This window comes from Enterobacter sp. UPMP2061 (assembly GCF_053709615.1).
Map to the genome: position 1 here is coordinate 188,438 of NZ_JBSKJP010000004.1, position 18,181 is coordinate 206,618.

The 18,181-nt window shown below is 57.9% G+C and carries 18 protein-coding genes; 7 read left to right on the forward strand and 11 right to left on the reverse strand.

Annotation, left to right across the window (positions count from 1 at the left end; translation table 11 throughout):
* Nucleotides 1–24 precede the first annotated feature (24 nt).
* Nucleotides 25–996: a transcriptional regulator LsrR gene (lsrR, locus tag ACWKXX_RS11480; protein WP_015571933.1), complete on the reverse strand. Its 972-nt coding sequence runs from the start codon at nucleotides 994–996 to the stop codon at nucleotides 25–27.
* A 215-nt stretch (nucleotides 997–1,211) separates the two neighbouring features.
* Between lsrR and lsrA the strand changes: the two genes are divergently transcribed.
* From lsrA to lsrG, 6 genes are read left to right on the forward strand one after another with little or no spacing between them, the layout of a single operon-like run.
* On the forward strand, nucleotides 1,212–2,699 hold the full coding sequence (lsrA, locus tag ACWKXX_RS11485) for an autoinducer 2 ABC transporter ATP-binding protein LsrA (RefSeq protein WP_032655185.1): 1,488 nt from the start codon (nucleotides 1,212–1,214) through the stop codon (nucleotides 2,697–2,699).
* On the forward strand, nucleotides 2,696–3,727 hold the full coding sequence (gene lsrC / locus ACWKXX_RS11490) for an autoinducer 2 ABC transporter permease LsrC (RefSeq protein WP_032655182.1): 1,032 nt from the start codon (nucleotides 2,696–2,698) through the stop codon (nucleotides 3,725–3,727). The genes lsrA and lsrC overlap by 4 nt, the downstream gene beginning before the upstream one ends.
* A complete protein-coding gene (lsrD, locus tag ACWKXX_RS11495) occupies nucleotides 3,728–4,705 on the forward strand; it encodes an autoinducer 2 ABC transporter permease LsrD (protein ID WP_032655179.1) in 978 nt (325 codons plus the stop codon). It begins immediately after the preceding gene.
* 1 nt (nucleotide 4,706) lies between these two features.
* The gene (gene lsrB, locus ACWKXX_RS11500) at nucleotides 4,707–5,708 is read left to right on the forward strand and encodes an autoinducer 2 ABC transporter substrate-binding protein LsrB (RefSeq protein WP_015571929.1); all 1,002 of its coding nucleotides are present in this window, start codon (nucleotides 4,707–4,709) and stop codon (nucleotides 5,706–5,708) included.
* Between the two features lie 11 nt (nucleotides 5,709–5,719).
* The gene (lsrF, locus tag ACWKXX_RS11505) at nucleotides 5,720–6,607 is read left to right on the forward strand and encodes a 3-hydroxy-5-phosphonooxypentane-2,4-dione thiolase (protein ID WP_022649459.1); all 888 of its coding nucleotides are present in this window, start codon (nucleotides 5,720–5,722) and stop codon (nucleotides 6,605–6,607) included.
* Nucleotides 6,604–6,897: a (4S)-4-hydroxy-5-phosphonooxypentane-2,3-dione isomerase gene (gene lsrG / locus ACWKXX_RS11510; protein WP_023295476.1), complete on the forward strand. Its 294-nt coding sequence runs from the start codon at nucleotides 6,604–6,606 to the stop codon at nucleotides 6,895–6,897. The genes lsrF and lsrG overlap by 4 nt, the downstream gene beginning before the upstream one ends.
* Nucleotides 6,898–7,035: 138 nt before the next feature.
* Here lsrG and ACWKXX_RS11515 read toward each other — a convergent pair whose 3' ends face one another.
* On the reverse strand, nucleotides 7,036–7,725 hold the full coding sequence (locus tag ACWKXX_RS11515) for a B3/B4 domain-containing protein (protein WP_032649612.1): 690 nt from the start codon (nucleotides 7,723–7,725) through the stop codon (nucleotides 7,036–7,038).
* A 42-nt stretch (nucleotides 7,726–7,767) separates the two neighbouring features.
* On the opposite strand from ACWKXX_RS11515, the gene ACWKXX_RS11520 reads away from it, so the two are divergent.
* Nucleotides 7,768–8,370 carry a helix-turn-helix domain-containing protein gene (locus tag ACWKXX_RS11520; RefSeq protein ID WP_023295474.1) on the forward strand — a complete coding sequence of 201 codons (603 nt, stop codon included), beginning with the start codon at nucleotides 7,768–7,770 and terminating at the stop codon, nucleotides 8,368–8,370.
* 34 nt (nucleotides 8,371–8,404) lie between these two features.
* On the opposite strand, the gene ACWKXX_RS11525 is transcribed toward ACWKXX_RS11520, so the two are convergent.
* The 9 genes from ACWKXX_RS11525 to ygjG all read right to left on the reverse strand — a co-directional run bounded on the left by ACWKXX_RS11525 (nucleotide 8,405) and on the right by ygjG (nucleotide 17,779).
* Nucleotides 8,405–9,121 (reverse strand): fimbria/pilus periplasmic chaperone, encoded by a 717-nt coding sequence (locus ACWKXX_RS11525; RefSeq protein WP_261665978.1) that lies wholly within the window; start codon nucleotides 9,119–9,121, stop codon nucleotides 8,405–8,407.
* Nucleotides 9,114–9,635: a fimbrial protein gene (locus tag ACWKXX_RS11530; protein WP_017692635.1), complete on the reverse strand. Its 522-nt coding sequence runs from the start codon at nucleotides 9,633–9,635 to the stop codon at nucleotides 9,114–9,116. The genes ACWKXX_RS11525 and ACWKXX_RS11530 overlap by 8 nt, the downstream gene beginning before the upstream one ends.
* Nucleotides 9,636–9,644: 9 nt before the next feature.
* Nucleotides 9,645–10,190 (reverse strand): fimbrial protein, encoded by a 546-nt coding sequence (locus tag ACWKXX_RS11535; RefSeq protein WP_032649605.1) that lies wholly within the window; start codon nucleotides 10,188–10,190, stop codon nucleotides 9,645–9,647.
* A 9-nt stretch (nucleotides 10,191–10,199) separates the two neighbouring features.
* Nucleotides 10,200–11,207, reverse strand: coding sequence for a fimbrial protein (locus ACWKXX_RS11540; protein WP_023295472.1), 1,008 nt, complete (start codon nucleotides 11,205–11,207; stop codon nucleotides 10,200–10,202).
* Nucleotides 11,208–13,832 (reverse strand): fimbrial biogenesis usher protein, encoded by a 2,625-nt coding sequence (locus tag ACWKXX_RS11545; RefSeq protein ID WP_096205553.1) that lies wholly within the window; start codon nucleotides 13,830–13,832, stop codon nucleotides 11,208–11,210.
* 60 nt (nucleotides 13,833–13,892) lie between these two features.
* Complete coding sequence (locus ACWKXX_RS11550; protein WP_045336403.1) at nucleotides 13,893–14,603, reverse strand: fimbria/pilus periplasmic chaperone; 711 nt, start codon at nucleotides 14,601–14,603, stop codon at nucleotides 13,893–13,895.
* A gap of 46 nt (nucleotides 14,604–14,649) precedes the next feature.
* Entirely contained in the window at nucleotides 14,650–15,183 is a 534-nt protein-coding gene (locus ACWKXX_RS11555; RefSeq protein WP_017382406.1) for a fimbrial protein, read from the reverse strand.
* 71 nt (nucleotides 15,184–15,254) lie between these two features.
* Nucleotides 15,255–15,797: a fimbrial protein BcfA gene (locus ACWKXX_RS11560; RefSeq protein ID WP_045327444.1), complete on the reverse strand. Its 543-nt coding sequence runs from the start codon at nucleotides 15,795–15,797 to the stop codon at nucleotides 15,255–15,257.
* 602 nt (nucleotides 15,798–16,399) lie between these two features.
* Nucleotides 16,400–17,779 carry a putrescine aminotransferase gene (ygjG, locus tag ACWKXX_RS11565; RefSeq protein WP_045327446.1) on the reverse strand — a complete coding sequence of 460 codons (1,380 nt, stop codon included), beginning with the start codon at nucleotides 17,777–17,779 and terminating at the stop codon, nucleotides 16,400–16,402.
* Nucleotides 17,780–18,181: the final 402 nt, after the last annotated feature.

The window sequence follows — 18,181 nt, forward strand, 5'->3', positions numbered from 1 at the left end:
CTCGTGTCAGGCGCAGGGCTGCTCTTATCCGGCCAGAGCCAGCACCGCGCGGGCTGTCGTCTCTTCCGTCACCAGGCCATTAATACGGCGACCTTTCAGTGCGGCATAAATCGCATCGGCTTTCTCTTCCCCTCCGGCCACGCCTACGATGGTGGGCAGCTGCGCCAGTTCATCGAGCGTGACGCCCAGTAATTCTTTGTGGATCTCCAGCTCCTCAACGCATTCCCCTTCGGCATTAAGGAAATAGCCAAGGATATCGCCCACCGCGCCTTTACGGGCGTACATCAGCTGTTCACCTTCGCTGATATAGCCGGAGCGCAGTATCGTCGCGTCACGGCGCTGGTTTACCGAGCCAATCCCGACCACCGCCACGTCAGCCGCGGTGGCGGCGAGGATCACGTCCCGCACGCTGGTTTCGCGCTTTAAGATCCCGGCGACTTCAGCGGATGACACGCGAAGCGGGGCGGGGATCATGCTGACGCTACAGGCTGCATCCAGCTGGCCGATACCGGTCATATACGGCCCGACGCCGCCGGAGAGCGTCACCAGGCGGATCTGCTGCGAGCTGATAAAGCCGCTTAAGTGTTGCAGACTGCTCATGGTGGTTTCACCGAAGCCCACCGCTAACAGCTGGCCGGGTTGCAGTACGCCCATCAGCGACTGTGCCGCGCCAATGCCCAGCCGCACGTTCATCGGCGGCGTATTCAGGGCGGGCATCACGCGCACCAGCTTCAGGCCAAATCGTTGTTGCAGCTCGGTTTCCAGCGCCAGACAGCCCTCGTAGCGGGAGTTGATCTGCACGCGGATCACCCCGGACTGACGGCCTTTCTCCAGCAGGCGGGAGATCTTCAGGCGCGGCAGCCCGAGCCGTTCGCCGATGTCGTTCTGGGTCAGCCCGTCGTGGTAGTAGCACCAGGCCACGCGCGCCACCAGCTCCTCTTCCGCCAGTGCCAGCCCGGCAAACCGTCCTTCTTCCGCAGTGCGTTTATCGCTCATAATTGAACTCTTATAAAAATTTAGATCATATGTTCGTGATGGTGCGACGTGAAAATGTGAGCCACGCGACAAAACGGATCTTTTCGATCGTTTCCGCTTTATCTGAATCTCAATCGATAAAACTGTGATCCCTGCACGGTTGTAAATATAGTTCACCGTCTACGCTTTTGAACATTATTAAATCTAAAAATCATTTGTTCAATAGCGGAGCGATGATGACACCACTTCTCGACGCGCGTGATATCAGCAAGCAGTTTTCAGGCGTACCGGTCTTAAAAGGCATTGATTTCACGCTGCTTGCGGGGCAGGTGCATGCGCTGATGGGCGGTAACGGCGCGGGAAAATCGACGCTGATGAAGATCATCGCCGGGGTAGAAACCCCGGATAGCGGTGAACTTTCGGTGGCGGGTGAGTCTTTTGCACGGCTTACCCCGGCGCAGGCGCACAGGTTAGGCATTTATCTGGTGCCGCAGGAGCCGCTGCTATTTCCCAACCTGACGGTGCGGGAAAACATCCTGTTTCGTCTGCCGCGAGAGCGCGATCGGGAAAAACGCCTGGCGGAAAAACTCCGGCAGCTGCAATGCCAGCTTAACCTCGACGCTACCGCCAGCACCCTCGAGGTGGCGGACCAGCAGATGGTGGAGATCCTGCGCGGGCTGATGCGCAACGCCAGAATTCTGATCCTTGATGAACCCACGGCCTCGCTGACGCCCGGTGAAACCGAACGGCTGTTTCGCCAGATCCGCGCCTTGCAGGATCTTGGCGTCGGGATTGTTTTTATCTCGCATAAGCTGCCGGAGATTCGACAGCTGGCGAGTCACGTCTCAGTGATGCGCGACGGCGCGGTGGTGCTCAGCGGCGAAACTGCGCATTTTGACGATAACGCCCTGATCGCCGCCATGACGCCTGTAAGCCGGGAAGCATCCCTGAGCGATACGCAAAAGCTGTGGCTGGCGCTGCCGGGCAACCGCCGCACCCAGGCGCAGGATTTTCCCGTGCTGCGCGTGGAAGCGCTCACCGGGGAGGGCTTTATCGATCTCAGCCTTGAGATTTACGCCGGGGAGATTGTCGGTCTGGCCGGGCTGGTGGGGTCCGGGCGCACCGAGTTTGCCGAAACGCTCTACGGCCTGCGTCCGGTTCGCGGCGGGCGGGTGTGGCTGGAGAGCCAGGAGATCACCGCCGATCCGGTCAGTTCACGCCTGCAAAAAGGGCTGGTCTATCTGCCGGAAGACAGGCAGGTGTCCGGCCTGTTTCTCGACGCGCCGATCCGCTGGAACACCGTGGCGCTAAACGAGCCGTCGCTCTGGCAGCAGCGAAAGCGGGAGTCTGCGGTAGTGGAACGCTATCACCGGGCGCTGGGGATCAAGCTCAACCATGCGGATCAAACCGTGCGCACGCTCTCCGGTGGTAATCAGCAGAAGGTGCTGCTGGCGCGCTGTCTTGAGGCCAATCCGCTGCTGCTGATCGTCGATGAACCGACGCGCGGCGTGGACGTATCGGCGCGCGCTGATATTTATCAGCTGCTGAAAAGCGTGGCGGCGCAGAACGTGGCGGTGCTGATGATCTCAAGCGATCTCGATGAGTTTCCCGGCCTCGCGGATCGGGTGCTGGTAATGCACCAGGGCGTACTCAGCGGCGAGCTGCCGCGCCAGGCCGTCAGCCTCGACCGGATGATGGCGCTGGCGTTTGGAGGGCAATCATGAAGATCTTACTGAAAAACCGCGAGCTGAGCGCATTTCTCGCCATTCTGGCGCTCTTTGCCGTGCTGGTGGCGCTGAACCCGTCCTACCTGAGCTTACAGACGCTGGGGATGATATTCGCCAGCTCGCAGATCTTGATCCTGCTGGCTATCGGCGCGGCGCTGGTGATGCTGACCCGCAATATTGACGTCTCCGTCGGCTCCACCGTCGGGCTTTCCGCTATTGCCGTCGGCGTGGCGCTGAACGGCGGCTACAGCCTGCCCGTTTCCATTCTCTTCGCGCTGTCGCTCGGCGCGCTGGCGGGGGCGTTCAACGGTTTTCTGGTGGTGGGCCTGCGCATTCCGGCGATTGTCGCCACCCTCGGCACGCTGGGGCTGTATCGTGGGGCGATGCTGCTGTGGACCGGCGGGAAGTGGATAGAAGGGCTGCCGCCGGGGCTGAAATCTCTCTCTGAGCCCGCCGCCGTCGGCATTTCGCCGCTCGGCATACTGGTGTTGATTATCGCGGCCATCGGCGCGTGGACGCTGTCGCGCACCGCCTTTGGACGTGATTTTTACGCCGTGGGGGATAACCTCGCCGCCGCGCGCCAGCTGGGCGTGGCGGTGAACCGCACCCGCATGATCGCCTTTACCCTCAACGGCATGCTGGCGGCCTGCGCCGGGATTGTGTTTGCCTCACAGATTGGCTTTGTGCCCAACCAGACCGGCAGCGGGCTGGAGATGAAGGCCATCGCCGCCTGCGTGCTCGGTGGCATCTCGCTGCTGGGCGGCACCGGCACGCTGGTCGGCGCCTTACTCGGCGCGTTCTTCCTCACCCAAATCGATACCGTGCTGGTGCTGTTCAGGCTCCCGGCGTGGTGGAACGACTTTATCGCCGGGCTGGTGCTGCTGGGTGTGCTGGTGCTCGACGGGCGGCTGCGTCAGGCGCTCTCACGGCATCAGCGGGCGCTGAAATACAGCCGTTTCCAGCCGGGTAACAAAGGGGGAAAGCACGTTACCCCGTTTCCGAAACGCAAAAAAGAGGTGGCGTAAATGAGGCTTAACTGGGAAAGCGCGCTGCTGATTTTACTGGTGCTGGAGATCCTGCTCTTCGGCGCCATCAACCCGCGCATGCTTGATATCAACATGCTGCTGTTCAGCACCAGCGACTTTATCTGCATTGGCATCGTGGCGCTGCCGCTTACGCTTGTGATTATCAGCGGCGGGATCGATATTTCCCTCGGCTCAACCATCGGCCTGTGCGCCATCGCGCTGGGGGTGATGATGCAGGCAGGGTGGCCGATGGCGGTTGCCATCCCTCTGACGCTGCTGCTCGGCCTGCTGTGCGGGCTGGTGAATGCGGCGCTGATCCACTACACCGGCATCAGCCCGTTGGTCATTACCCTCGGCACGCTCTACCTCTACGGCGGCGGGGCGCTGCTGCTCTCCGGCATGGCGGGGGCGACGGGCTACGAGGGGATCGGCGGCTTCCCGGATGGCTTCACGGCGTTCGCTAACCTCACGGTGGTGGGCCTGCCGATCCCGCTGGTGCTGTTCGCGGTGATTACCGCTTTCTTCTGGCTGATTACCCACCGCGGGCGCTTTGGTCGGCATCTGTTTTTGATTGGGCAGAACCCGCGCGCGGCGCGCTATGCGGCGCTGTCGGTGAACGGCATGCCGTATGCGCTGTACGGCCTGGTGGGGGTAGCCTCGGCGGTTGCCGCCCTGGTGATGGTTTCCTATTTCGGTTCCGCGCGCTCGGATCTGGGGCGCGATTTACTCATGCCCGCGCTCACCGCCGCCGTACTCGGCGGGGCCAATATCTACGGCGGGTCAGGTTCGGTTGTCGGTACGGCGCTGGCGGCGTTGCTGGTGGGGTACCTGCAACAGGGTTTACAGATGGTCGGCATCCCCAACCAGGTGTCGAGCGCGCTGTCAGGGGCGCTGCTGGTTGTGGTGGTGATGGGACGTTCGCTGAGTCTGCACCGCGAATGGGTGCGTTCTCTCTTCAGAAAACTATCCGGAGCGTAAGATGAAAACAAAACTATTCGTCCTGGCAATGGCCCTCAGCTTCGCTTCGGCGCAGGCGGCGGACCGCATTGCCTTTATCCCGAAACTGGTAGGCGTGGGATTCTTCACCAGCGGCGGCAACGGCGCGAAAGAGGCGGGGAAAGATCTTGGCGTGGACGTCACCTACGACGGCCCGACCGAGCCGAGCGTCTCCGGCCAGGTGCAGCTCATCAATAACTTCGTCAACCAGGGTTATAACGCCATCATCGTCTCTGCCGTGTCGCCGGACGGTCTCTGCCCGGCGCTGAAGCGCGCGATGCAGCGTGGCGTGAAGGTCCTGACCTGGGACTCCGACACCAAACCGGAATGCCGCAGCATCTATATCAACCAGGGCACGCCGGAACAGCTCGGCGGCCTGCTGGTGGAGATGGCAGGCAAGCAGGTCACCAAACCGAACGCGAAAGTGGCGTTCTTCTACTCCAGCCCGACCGTTACCGACCAGAACCAGTGGGTGAAAGAGGCGAAGGCAAAAATCGAGAAAGATCATCCCCAATGGCAGATCGTCACCACCCAGTTTGGTTATAACGACGCCACCAAATCCCTGCAAACCGCCGAGGGGATCTTAAAAGCGTATCCGGATCTGGATGCGATTATCGCCCCGGACGCCAACGCCCTGCCAGCCGCGGCACAGGCGGCGGAAAACCTGAAGCGGGAAGGGGTGGCGATTGTCGGCTTCAGCACGCCGAACGTGATGCGTCCATATGTTGAGCGCGGCACGGTGAAAGCCTTCGGCCTGTGGGACGTGGTGCAACAGGGCAAAATTGCGGTCAATGTCGCCGATCGTTTACTGAAAAAAGGCGATCTTAACCCTGGCGACAGCGTCGACGTGAAAGATATCGGAACGCTGAAGGTCGAGCCGAACAGCGTGCAGGGCTACCAGTATGAGGCGAAGGGCAATGGCATTGTGCTGCTGCCGGAGCGGGTGGTGTTCACCAAAGAGAACATCAACAAATACGATTTCTGACGGGGGAGCAAATGGCTGATTTAGACGACATCAAAGACGGCAAGGATTTTGGCATCGGCACGCCGCAGCAAAATGTGCCGTACACCCTGAAGGGCTGCGGCTCGCTGGACTGGGGAATGCAGTCGAGGCTTTCGCGCATCTTCAATCCGCAGAGCAACCGCACGGTGATGCTGGCCTTTGACCACGGCTACTTTCAGGGGCCGACCACCGGTCTTGAGCGTATCGACCTCTCCATCGCGCCGCTGTTTGGTGAGACCGACGTGCTGATGTGTACCCGCGGCATCCTCAGGAGCCAGGTACCTGCCGCGACGAACAAACCGGTGGTGCTGCGCGCCTCCGGCGGTAACTCGATTCTGGGCGAGCTGTCCAACGAGTGCGTGGCGGTGGCGATGGAGGACGCCCTGCGCCTGAACGTCTGCGCGGTGGCGGCGCAGGTGTATATCGGAAGCCCGTTTGAACATCAGTCGATCAACAACATCATCAAGCTGGTGGACGCGGGGGCGCGCTACGGCATGCCGACGCTGGCGGTGACGGGCGTCGGCAAGGAGATGGCGCGCGACGCGCGCTATTTCTCGCTGGCCAGCCGCATCGCGGCCGAAATGGGGGCGCAGTTCGTCAAAACCTACTACGTGGACGAGGGCTTTGAAAAAGTGACCGCCAGCTGCCCGGTGCCGATTGTGATCGCCGGGGGCAAAAAGCTGCCCGAGCACGAGGCGCTGGAGATGTGCTGGCGGGCGATTGACCAGGGGGCGTCCGGCGTGGACATGGGGCGGAATATCTTCCAGTCCAGCGCGCCACTCGCCATGCTGAAAGCGGTGAAGAAAGTGGTTCACGAGAACATGAGCGCCCGGGAGGCGTTTCAGTTCTGGCAGGAAGAGAAACAGGGAGAAGCAAAATGAACGTGACGTTAGTGGAGATCAACATCAAGCCCGAGCGGGTGGACGAGTTTCTGGAGGTATTTCGCGCCAACCACGAGGGGGCGATCAAGGAGCCGGGCAACCTGCGCTTTGATGTCTTGCAGGACCCGCGGGTGAAAACCCGCTTCTTTATCTACGAAGCCTATAAAGACGAAGCGGCGGTGCTGGCGCATAAGCAAACGCCACACTATCTGGCGTGCGTGGATAAGCTTGAAGAGCTGATGTCAGAGCCGCGCAAAAAACGCTGTTTTGTGGGGTTGTTGCCGGAGTAGCGGCTTTGCCCGGTGGCGCTGCGCTTACCGGGCCTACGGGGGCGAGATGGTGCGGTATTTGCCCGGTGGCGCTGCGCTTACCGGGCCTACATATGCAGTATTTGTAGGCCGGGTAAGCGAAGCGCCACCCGGCGTTGTTCACGCCAGCTCCAGCAACTGAATACGCGCCGTCGCGCCCGGCATCAGCTTTTGCAGATTGCTCACCAGCTCATCGCCAGCTTCCTGTAATGCCGCCAGCGGCATCGACGGCAGGCTTTCGAGAATAAACCACATGGATTGCGCCTGGCTGTCCAGACGCGTGCGTACCCCCTGTCGCCAGTTCCAGCGGCGGCAGGTGACGCCGAGATCGTCACGCCAGATAACTTCGCCTGGCTCCGGATTTTCTACAACCGGCTCACCTTCTTTAAAGGTATCAAACGGCTCGCTGCCGTCGGCCAGCGTCAGGCGCGGCGCTCCCGAGTAAGCCGCCAGATTTTCTCCCCCTACCGGAATAGCGTAGCGGATACTGATGGCATTATAGATATCCACCACCGGGTCGAGCGGCGGCAGCGAACCGTCTCTCATCACGCGCTTGCGCAGGGCCGAGGCCGAGCAGGGCGTACGTTTGGGTTTTGCACCAAAGGCTTTAAACACCTCATCCCAGGCGGCGAGATGATTTTCTGCCCAGGGCACATCATCATTGAGCATCTGCTGGCAGGCCTGCGCCAGCGCAGCGGGCGCAACCTCCGGTTGGGTAATCGGGGCAGCTTCAACCAGAATGCTCAGCGCCCGAAAGCCGGGCGCGATCCCGACAAGTCGCGAATCTATTGACGGTGTTAGAAGAGACATAAATAATCCTGTATTGACTGTTTTATACCATGGTAGTGACCAATGACTGATAAAGTCAATATAATGACCGATGCGGGCGCCGATGTTGCCCAGGTAAGCCTGGCCGTGGCGAACCGTATCCGCAGCTGGCGGAAAGAGAAAAAGCTGTCGCTGGACGAGCTTTCCCGCCGCGCCAGCGTCAGCAAAGGCATGCTGGTGGAGATCGAAAAAGGGGCTGCCAACCCCAGCATTGCCATTCTGTGCAAACTGGCCGCCGCGCTTGGCGTCTCGGTGGCAGACATCGTTAACGTCTCCAGCGAGCCGCAGATACACATTATTCAGGAAGAGGCGATCCCGGTTCTGTGGCAGGGCGCACAGGGCGGTTATGCCAGATTGCTGGCAGGCACCGCAGGCCCCGACATGATTGAGCTGTGGCAGTGGGAGATGCATCCGGGAGAGACTTTCACCTCTCCGGGACATCCGGCGGGAACGTTTGAGCTGCTGCACGTGAACGAAGGCGTATTAACCCTGACGGTGGACGAGACGGTGGTACAGGTTAATGCTGGCGCGTCGGCGGTAGCGAAAACGGAAGCGGCGCACGGCTATGCCAATGAGGGAGAAAAAGTGCTGCGCTTTACCATGACGGTAGCGGAGTTTCACCGCTAGTGTCGGTCCGCTGCCAGGATACCCCCGCGAGCAATTATTTCACCGTGCGGGCGATCGAGGGCAATATCCGCCCCTCGTCGCTCAGCGACTGCCAGGTGAGCTGGCACCTGGCAGTCCCTTTACACCAGTCCGTTTGTCGCTGGCTCAGAGGGGCGATAACGCCGGCGTTATCCACCCGCGTTCCGTTAACGGAAAGCTGATACAGCGTGACGTAATAAGGCGACGGGTTTTCAACCGTCAGCCCGTCGGCGGTCAGCTGCCAGCGTAGCTGACGATAGGCCAGCGCCGGTTCGCCCTGAAGCCCCTCCGGGCGATAGATAAACTTCATGCTGGAACGTACCGCCATCTGAACGTTATCGCTGTGACGCTGGCTGGCCGGAATGGAGGCAATGCTTAGCGTGAAAAGCGTTTCGCGATCGGCAGGAAGCGGCGCATCGGCGCGAAACAGACGGATCTTATTCTCACGTCCGGGCTGGAGTGCAAAAAGTGGCGGCGTCGCGGTAAACCACGCGGTGGCCGCTTCGGGGGGCTGCTGCGCCCCCGGCCATCGGCCGCCGCGATAAATTTTTGTGCCAATCAGATACGGCAGCGAGGACTTATTGCGCACGGTGACGCTGATAGCGCGCTGATCCTGAGGATAAACAAACCGCGTGCCGCCAATCACCACCCCGGCCTGAGTGGGCAAGAGCCAGAAAGACGCGGCGGTCAGCAGGGCTATCTCCGCTTTTTTCAGCAGGCTGGCCTCACGCATAGGTCAGCACAAAGGTGGCGGCAGCGTTAGCCACCCCCGGCGTAACGGCGTTCGTCACGGCGAGGTAGCGGGCGTAAAAATGCAGCGCCAGGGTGGTCTGGTCATTGCTTAGCGCGAACGGCAGGCTTTCATCCCCCATGGCGATCAGCGATTTATCAGGATTATAGAGGCCGATAGCCACGCCGGTTGCATAGTCCGGCCCGCCGGTCAGGGCCAGCAGATCGCTATTGTTACCGTCCGGCGTGCCTTCAAAATGGGTGCTGACGGCGGATAACCCGGCGCCGCAGGCTTCAAGGTTAATAGTGAACGGCTCATAGGGCGTTTCGTTTTTTTGCCCGGCCAGCTGGCGGGCCGCCACATCATGCATCTCCACTACCAGCTGTTCCGAGCCGGGGGAGACAATACAGGTTTTGCCTTTCACCACGCCGGTAATATAGACCGTGCCGTCATGGGCGAGCGTCTTGCCTGACAACAGCAGCGCGCAACAGATAAATAACCTGTTCAGGATCGTCATTCTGTCTCCTTACTGGTAAAGCAGATCGAAATACATCACGGCGGTGGCGTTGCCGGTGGTGACCGTCGGCAGCGTAGATTTATAGCGCAGGAAGAAGGTCAGCGTGTTATCGCCCGGCAGCAGGGGATATAGCGGCGACTCGGTATTATTGATCGGGACAGACGCCCGCGCGCTGTCGAGCAGCTCGACTGCCAGTCCGGTCGCCATCATGTGCTGCGTCCCTTTTCCCGTATCTGATAAGGCAAGCAGCTTGGGATCGTTGGCGTCCGCGTCGCCGGTAAACCAGACGGTCGTGCCGCCGATTGCGCGGGTGCAGTTTTTGAGCGTGATGGCAAACTGCTTTTCCGGTGTCGTGGCGCCCACGCGCGGAAATTCCTCTGTCGTAAATTCACCCAGGTCGATCGTTTGCTCTGCGCTGTTAGTATCGACGTTACAGGATTCCCCAACGATGGTGCCGATAAACTGCACGTTAAAGCTTGTGTCGTCAGCCTTCACCAGCGGCGGGTTTAACAGGGCCACGCTCAGCCATACGGTGTTTTTCCATGAAATGGTCATTACGCTTCCTCAGGCGAAATCAATGCGTAACAGCGCCAGCGCCCTGAAGACGCCCAGCTCTGGCGACTGCCCGGTGGTGCTGATGGGGTAGGCTTGCAGCGTCACGTCCGCGCGTCCTGACATATCCGTGGTAAAGGGGACGCTGCTTGAGAACACGTTTGGCCGCAGGATCTCGCCCTGCGGGCTGGTCACGACGACGGCCACGTCCGGGTTATCCGTCGCCAGCGCGTTGGCGAAACGAGCGTCTGCCGTCCCCTGTACCCGTAGGGTGAGCTGCGCCGGTGAGTTGACATCAGCGTTGCATTCGATCGGCACGGTAAAGGTTTTTGGCGCTACGCTGTCGGGTCGCTGTCCGGCCTGGGTGAAATCGCCGTGGTAGAGTGCCCCAAAATCGACGGTGACGGTTTGCCCGGCGTTAATCACGCAGTTTTGCGGGACGGTTATTACGCCGCTGTAGGTGATCTGATAAACGATTACGGTGGGCCGGTCATTTTCCGTCGTGGTGACATAGACGTTAAACATCAGTTTCGGCGGGATCACGACCGAGCCGATGAACGGCCTGACAATCTGTATTTTGAAGGTCAGATTGCTGTCGTTCACCGGGAAGACGCCGCCCGTATCCACCTCTTCGTGCCCCCCCATGTGGACATACTCCACCGGCGGATAAAAATCGCCGATGGTGGCATCATGGATTTTCATCGCACCGATAATATAATCCGGATCAAGCTGTAAATATTTCCACTCGCCTTCCGTTTTGACCACGGGGAAAGGTGAGATATAGGTACGATAGGTGCGCTTCTCCCAGTTGCCTGGGGGACAGGTGGCGTTGACGTGGATATCCTGGGTTCGGTTCAGCTCTGTACCGTTGCCCTTGATGTTTTGATCCGTGGTGAGCGTGGTGGTCAGATCGTAATTCACCATGGAAATTCCGCCGTTAGCGTTTTTGCACGTTGCGGCCAGGCTGCTCAGCGAAAAAAGTAGCCCAGCGGCAGAGAGAAGCATCATCCTTAATTTCATTTATGAACACTCCATGATGATCCGCAGCAGCGGCTGTTTGCTTTCAGGTAAGTGGTAGTTGGCCGTACAGCGCTTATCCGCCCCTTCTCCCCATTGCGCCTTCAACACTCCCTTTTGGCTCAGGCCGGAGAGGTAGGTTTCGCCTTCTTCGCCTACGATGGTGTCGCTGCCGTTATCGTCGCGGGAAACCATGGCGCCAAACGGCACCGGCTTGCCGTGGTAGCGCAGCGTTACCAGCGCGCGTGCGCCCAGACGGGCGTTAAACGTGGCGCGCACGATGGCGCCGTGGGTCGGCACCACGCTGGTGACGGCATCATCGATATCCATGGCGTCTGAGAGGGAGTTAATGTCCAGCGCCATCCTGTTCAGATGGTAGGCCGAGGCGTAAGGCACCACCGCATAGCCGCGTCCGTCGGTATGGATACCGGGTTCATTCTCGACGCTGACGTCCGCTGCGCCCGGTACGGCAATCAGCACGTTGGTATCACCCAGTGGCTGGCTTAAGGTGATGCCGTTGCGGTGGGCTACCACGCCTCCGCTCAGGCCGTAGGTCACTTCCCGATAATCGCCGTTATCGCTGTAGTTGTAGCCCAGGCTGGCGTTGCCGTAGGCGGCATCGTATTCCAGACTGGCGGAACCTTGCGAGCCAGCCCCCTGGCTGGCATAACCTTCCTGCACGCTGTAGTTAAGGTTGTTCTCCGCCAGCAGCGTGCCGTTAATCCCCGCGTTCTGAGATGTTTCTCCATGTTTATTGGCGCTCATGCCGTAGGTGGCATAGGCGTAGTTCCGCTTCTGGCTGACGTCATTGGCAGGTGAAAGCCACTGGCTAAGCGGGAAGGAAAGGTTAATCGCATAAATCTCATCGCTATCCGACATGCCCGGCGATTTGTTGTAGTTGTAGGTCAGGCTGTATGAGATCCCGGCCCAGGTACCGCTGTATCCCACCTGGACGAGCGTGTTTTTGTCGTCCGTGTGCCAGTAGCTCTGCTGGCTTCCGGTCACGAACAGCGAGCCGAGCCCGCCTAGCTGCTGCGAAATATTGAATTGAAGCTTGCCGCGTTTAGTCCAGTTGAGGTTGTAGTAGTCCAGCCAGTTCGTGGCCTCATTCGCGTCATCCTGCTCCGCATCGCCCGTATAGCCCTGCATATGGGTGTAGGTTGTCTCATCCAGGTTATAGAACCCGGACGTGGAGTAGCGGTAGCCCAGCAGCTGGAAGTTCGTACCCATCTTGTTGAGGGATTTGGCATACAGGAAACGAAGAGACTGCCCCGTATGGCTGGTGTCGTCGGCCAGCGTACTGCGCGCGTGGGTAACGTCGAAAGAGACGGCGCCAAAGTTGCCCATATTGAGGCCAGCGCCAAGAGCCAGCGCGTGATAATCGCCGGAAAGCTGTGAGCCGCCATAGACGGTTACGCCCTGCGGTAGCCCCCAAATCAGCGTGCCCTGGGCAAAATTCACCTCGTCCTGCTGACCGTTATTGCTGCGGTACTGTGCCGCCGTCAGGGCATACTTCACCCGCCCTTCGCGCTGGAGGAGCGGTACGGCGGAGTAAGGAACGGAATAGCGGGAGATACTGCCGTCCGTCTCCTTCACTTCTACCGTGAGGTCGCCGCTGGAGGAGGTTGGGAAGAGATCGTTAATGGCGAAGGCGCCGGGCGGAACGTAGCTCTGGTAAAGACTATAGCCGTTCTGCTTGATGGTGACCTGCGCGTTGCTTTTGGCAATTCCGCGAATGGTGGGCGCAAAGCCTTTCATGCTGTCTGGCAGCATGTTGTCGTCCGAGGCGATCTGCGCGCCGCGAAAGGGAAGGCTGTCGAAAATTTCCGACGAGGTATAGCTATCGCCCACCGTCAGTCTGCCCTTTAGCGGAATCACCGTCCGCTCAAGATAGGTGTTGATATGTTCCCATTCGCTATGGCGGTTCTCGTCGCTGTTATAGTAGTTCCACGTCGAGTAGTCCCGCAGACGCCACGCACCAAGATTCACCCCGCTGTTCAGGCCGAGGAAATAGCTTTTGTGGGTTGTGCCGTTTTCGCTGCGATCGCGGCTGTATGAGCCGCTAAAGTTATAGTTCAGCAGCAGAGCGTTAATACCTTCATCCCACTGCTCTGGCGGGATATAGCCGCGCGCGTTGTTGCGTAATGCGGCCTGCGGAATGCTGATTTCCAGACGCTGCTGTTCGAAATTAAAGAGAGTGGCAGCGGCCGGAATAATGGCGGCAATGTCCACGCAGCTGTCGGCTTTCGCGGCGGCCAGCGCCGGGAATGCCTGAACGTTGACGCCCAGGTTTTCATACGCTTTGGGCGTCAGGCAGGCCATTAGCCCCGTGTCGTCGCCCTGTACGGCTCCGTCCGTTACGGTTCTGGCGATAAAGTTGATATCGCGGGTGGTGACAAATGTCCCATTCAGCCAGAGATCCACGCGATAGACGCCCGGCGCCTGGCCATTTGTTGAAAAACGGGAGAGATCCGCCACGGCGGAAGGATCGCTCGACAAAAATGCCGGGTTAAAAAAATACTCCGCGCGCACGGTGATGGACGAAAGGAGTCCCGCAATCGTCAACGCCAGCGGCGTTAGCGACGCTCTGACGAGCGCGTTAAATCTTCGTGGCTGAACACGCTTCATGTCTTCCCTTACCTGCGAGGCTTTTAATGACAAAACGTCATACGTAACGCCGTATACGACTTATTTCGCGCATGACTGAACGGGCGTGTTGGCACCAAAGTCATTAACGGTCTGAAACCTCACGCTGCCAGTGCCGCCACCGGGGATCTCCACCACCAGGTTATTTTTGGGCGCTACCATGTTATTTGCCAGATGCGTGCTGCCGACGAAAAACTGAACCAACGAAACGTAATAAGGCGATGGATTGGTAATAGTGACTTTTCCATTGGTGACTGAGCAGGTTAATGTTTTGGGCGCATCAATAGAGAGCGACGGCAATTTTTTCGGCCGGATAAAAAGTTTAATAACGCTCTGGGTGGCAATTTGTAGCGTATTACCGGAAAGCTTATTTTTCTCGACGGAAGGAATGGCTTTGCTGTTCAGATAGAAAACGCTTTCACGATCGACAGGCAGATCGGGGCCCACGTACATAATACGCAGGGTATTCTCTTTTTTAGGATGGATAACAAACAGCGGCGGCGTAATGACAAAATCCGCTGATTTTGCCCCTTCGGCGTTGGACACCCAGCTCTGAATTAAAAAAGTGGTATTCGTTGAAGAGTTAATAATGGCTAATGAAGCCTGCTTATCACCCTGGGGATAAATCACCCGGGTTCCCCCGAGCGCGATACCGCCTGCGCTGGCAGAACCGGCCATCCCCATCGCGAACAGAGCCGTTAGCGCGCCAGCTATCAGACGAGTCAGTTTACAGCGTGATGTAATGATACGCATTGTTCCCTCAGTTTCTCATGTGTCAGGCTTCTTGCCTGTGAGTCAGTTATTGGTAAAAAACGATGAACCAGACCTGCGCGTTCGCGGTACCAGCGTTGACGCTATCTTCGGTAGCGCGATACCTGGCGATATAGCTCAGCCGGTTTTCACCGTCCTGCAAAGGTCTGTACCAGGGGGGCGCGGTGTCTGGCTTTACCAGGTTCCCCATCGCATCGAATAGACCGATACCAATCCCGGTGGCGGCGCCAGGCCCATAGCCCGCGCGAAAAACCTGGGGATCGTTGCCGTCAGACTCGCCGCTAAACAGCACCCCGGCGCGCTGGCTTACGCTGGTGTCGCATGCTTCCAGCGTGATGAAGAAGGGTACCGGTTTGGCCCAGTCACCGGCGGCGATGAACTGGCTATTGCGTACCTGTCCCATATGCACGATTTGATCCTGGGAATCCATGCTGACGGAACAGGCCGCATTGACGACCTGACCCTGAAAGGTCACGCTTCCATCGTCCTTTGCTGCGGCTGGCAATACGGCAAAAAGCGCAGTGCCGGCTATCAGCAGCGCCCGATTTATGGATTGCTGCATTGCGAACTCTCTAACGCTTGCCGGACAACGCTTCTCCGCCCGCAGGCGAAGAAGCGAGATCGGCTAACGAATCAGGAATAAACCATCTGGAACGTTGCGACGGAGGAGACGTTGCCCGGCTCGGCCGCGCCTGTGGCCACGTAATCCACGCTCAGCGGGATGATGTTTTCGCCGTTGATCAGCTTAACGTTGGAGGAGGTATCGCCAATGTTCAGCGCCTGGCCGTCCGGCCCGAACAGTTGCAGCGCAACGTTTTTGGCCGAGCCAGCGCCAGCGGTGTTCGCCAGGCTGCCTTTTACAGCAGGGTCCTGCTGGCCGTTAAAGATCACGGCGGCATTCTGGCTAACGGTGGCGTCGCAATCTTCCAGAACGATTTTAAAATCTTCTTTCTGGTTGGCCTGCATGCCGACCGTTGTCAGCTTGACGGTACGCACCTGGCTCAGGGTAACGGTCTGGTCTACGGAGTCAGCCGCGACGGAACAGGCGGCGTTTACCACCTGGCCGACAAAGTTGACGGTCCCGCCGGAAACGGTAACGGTATCGGCCTGCGCATTAATTGCCATGCCACCAGCCAGCGCGCCGGCAACAGCCATTGCTATAACTTGCTTTTTCATACAAATCCTTTTTAGATAAACATCATGCTGTCAATTGAAATAATATATTCACAATGTCATGTGAATCTTTTTTCGAGGCAGTGGTATAGGATATGTTTTTAGATTAATATATTATTTTTACCCAGGGCGTTGTTACTGGTTTTATATCATCCGCCACTGCGCTGATGAATGAGGGGATTCTACGGATTAAATAATATTATATCAATGTGATAATGGGTTGATGTTTTATTAGTTTTACTAAATATAAAATTAACTCATAATTTATTTGTTTGAATGATATTGCACGCCGTCAGAACCGCATTTCTATTCGCTGGTCGGTTTTATTAATGTCTGCGATGAATGTCATCGTGGTTTTGTTAATAATGCAAGACGTTACGGCTGTCATTATTCGGACATGCGTTGGGAATGCGGTGGTGTTATTATCCGGCTGCTTTTACAATCTGATATTACATAAAGAAATATTTTAAATTTATATGATGAACCGTGTTTGCACTTATGCACATTATTCCTCAGTCTGACTGCATAAAGAAATCCCTGGCGTATCCCAGGGATTTCTTTGCATATCGCCCTGATACTGCTAAAAGGGCAGGAAAAATAAATGCTCAGGCGGATGTTACGGCAATATGTAATGCCGCCAGCGCCTTACGCGCCGCCTTCAGCACCTGCTCACACTGCTCAATGGTAAGCGTCAACGGTGGCTCAATGCGGATGGTTTTCGAGTTGTTAAGCGTTCCCGCCACCAGTACCCGCTGGCGGAACATCTCGCTTGCGAAGCTATAACCGGTTTCGTTATCAACGAACTCAATCGCCATCAGCATCCCTTTCCCGCGCGCATCCTGTACCAGATCCGGATATTCCCGGCCCAGCTGACGGAAGCCGTCCAGCAGCATGTCGCCTTTCTGCTCCGCTTGCGCGGGCAGGTTTTGCTCCAGCAGCACGTTGATGGTGGCCAGCGCCGCCGCACAGGCCAGCGGGTTACCGCCAAAGGTGGTGGTATGTAAGAACGGGTTATCGAACAGCACCGAGAAGACCTCCTCAGTGGCGACCGTTGCGCCAATCGGCATCACGCCGCCACCGAGCGCTTTCGCCAGGCACAGAATGTCCGGCTGAACGTTCTCGTGCTCGCAGGCGAACATCTTGCCGGTGCGCCCCATCCCGGTCTGCACTTCGTCGAAGATCAGCAGCGCGCCAAACTCATCGCACAGCTGACGCACGGCGGGCAGATAGCCCTGCGGCGGGAGGATCACGCCGCCTTCACCCTGAATCGGCTCCAGGATCACCGCCGCCACGTCGTCGCCGGTTTTACGGCATTCACTCAGCACGATGCGCATGGCGTTGATGTCGCCAAACGGCACGTGGCGGAAGCCCGGCAGCAGCGGCATAAACGGCTTGCGGAAGGTAGATTTAGCGGTCGCCGACAGAGCGCCCAGGGATTTCCCGTGGAACGCGCCGCTGGTGGCGATAAAGGTAAATTTCCCGCGCGGCGACTGGTACGCTTTGGCGAGTTTAATCGCCGCTTCGACCGATTCGGTGCCGCTGTTGCTGAAGAAGCTGTATTTCAGCTTACCGGGCGTTAAGGCTGCCAGCGTTTTCGCGAGCATGGCGCGAAGCGGATCGAGCAGTTCCTGGCTATGGAGAGGTTGTTTCGCAAGTTGATTCTGTACGGCGGAAACCACAACTGGATTACGGTGCCCCACGTTGAAAATACCAAAACCCCCCAGGCAATCGATAAACTCCTGTCCCTGGGTGTCGACAAGCGTATTCAGACTGCCCGCTTGCCACTCTACGGCTCCGTAATCCCCGCCGGCGGTAACAGATTTGCGATACTCCAGAAAACCTGGATTCACATGCTCCTTAAAGTAATCAATGACCTCACGGTTAAGTTGTTTCATCTCCTCATGATCAAGCGTTCGCTTCTCAATGAGATTCAGTGCGTGCGCGGTACAGGCAAGAGCCGAGGCGCTGGAAGGTAACCTGTTCAAAATATGCTCCCGGGGATCGCGTATCACATGATACTGAGTTAAGTATTGCAGGGATTACGCCACCTCAGATGCCTTAACAAAAATCGGGATAAACGCCAGGTGAAATCAAAGTTGCACAATATTTAATCATGCCATCGCGCGCCGCACGGGATAAGGGATAACGAGCCGGGGATGGGGTGTCGTCAATTGCACTGCTCCAGGGCAGGGAATGCGCCTTAAGTGTGCACCGGGGTATCATGCTTTGTAGGTAGTTTCATGCCGAAAGTATTTTAAATCAATTAATTAGAAAAACGTACGAAAAGTGCGGTTTAACCGAGATTTGCGATCTCAATCATATTTAACAACTAAAGATAAATTTTTTATCGCCGAAAAAACATAAGCCACAAAATTAACATTCAAATA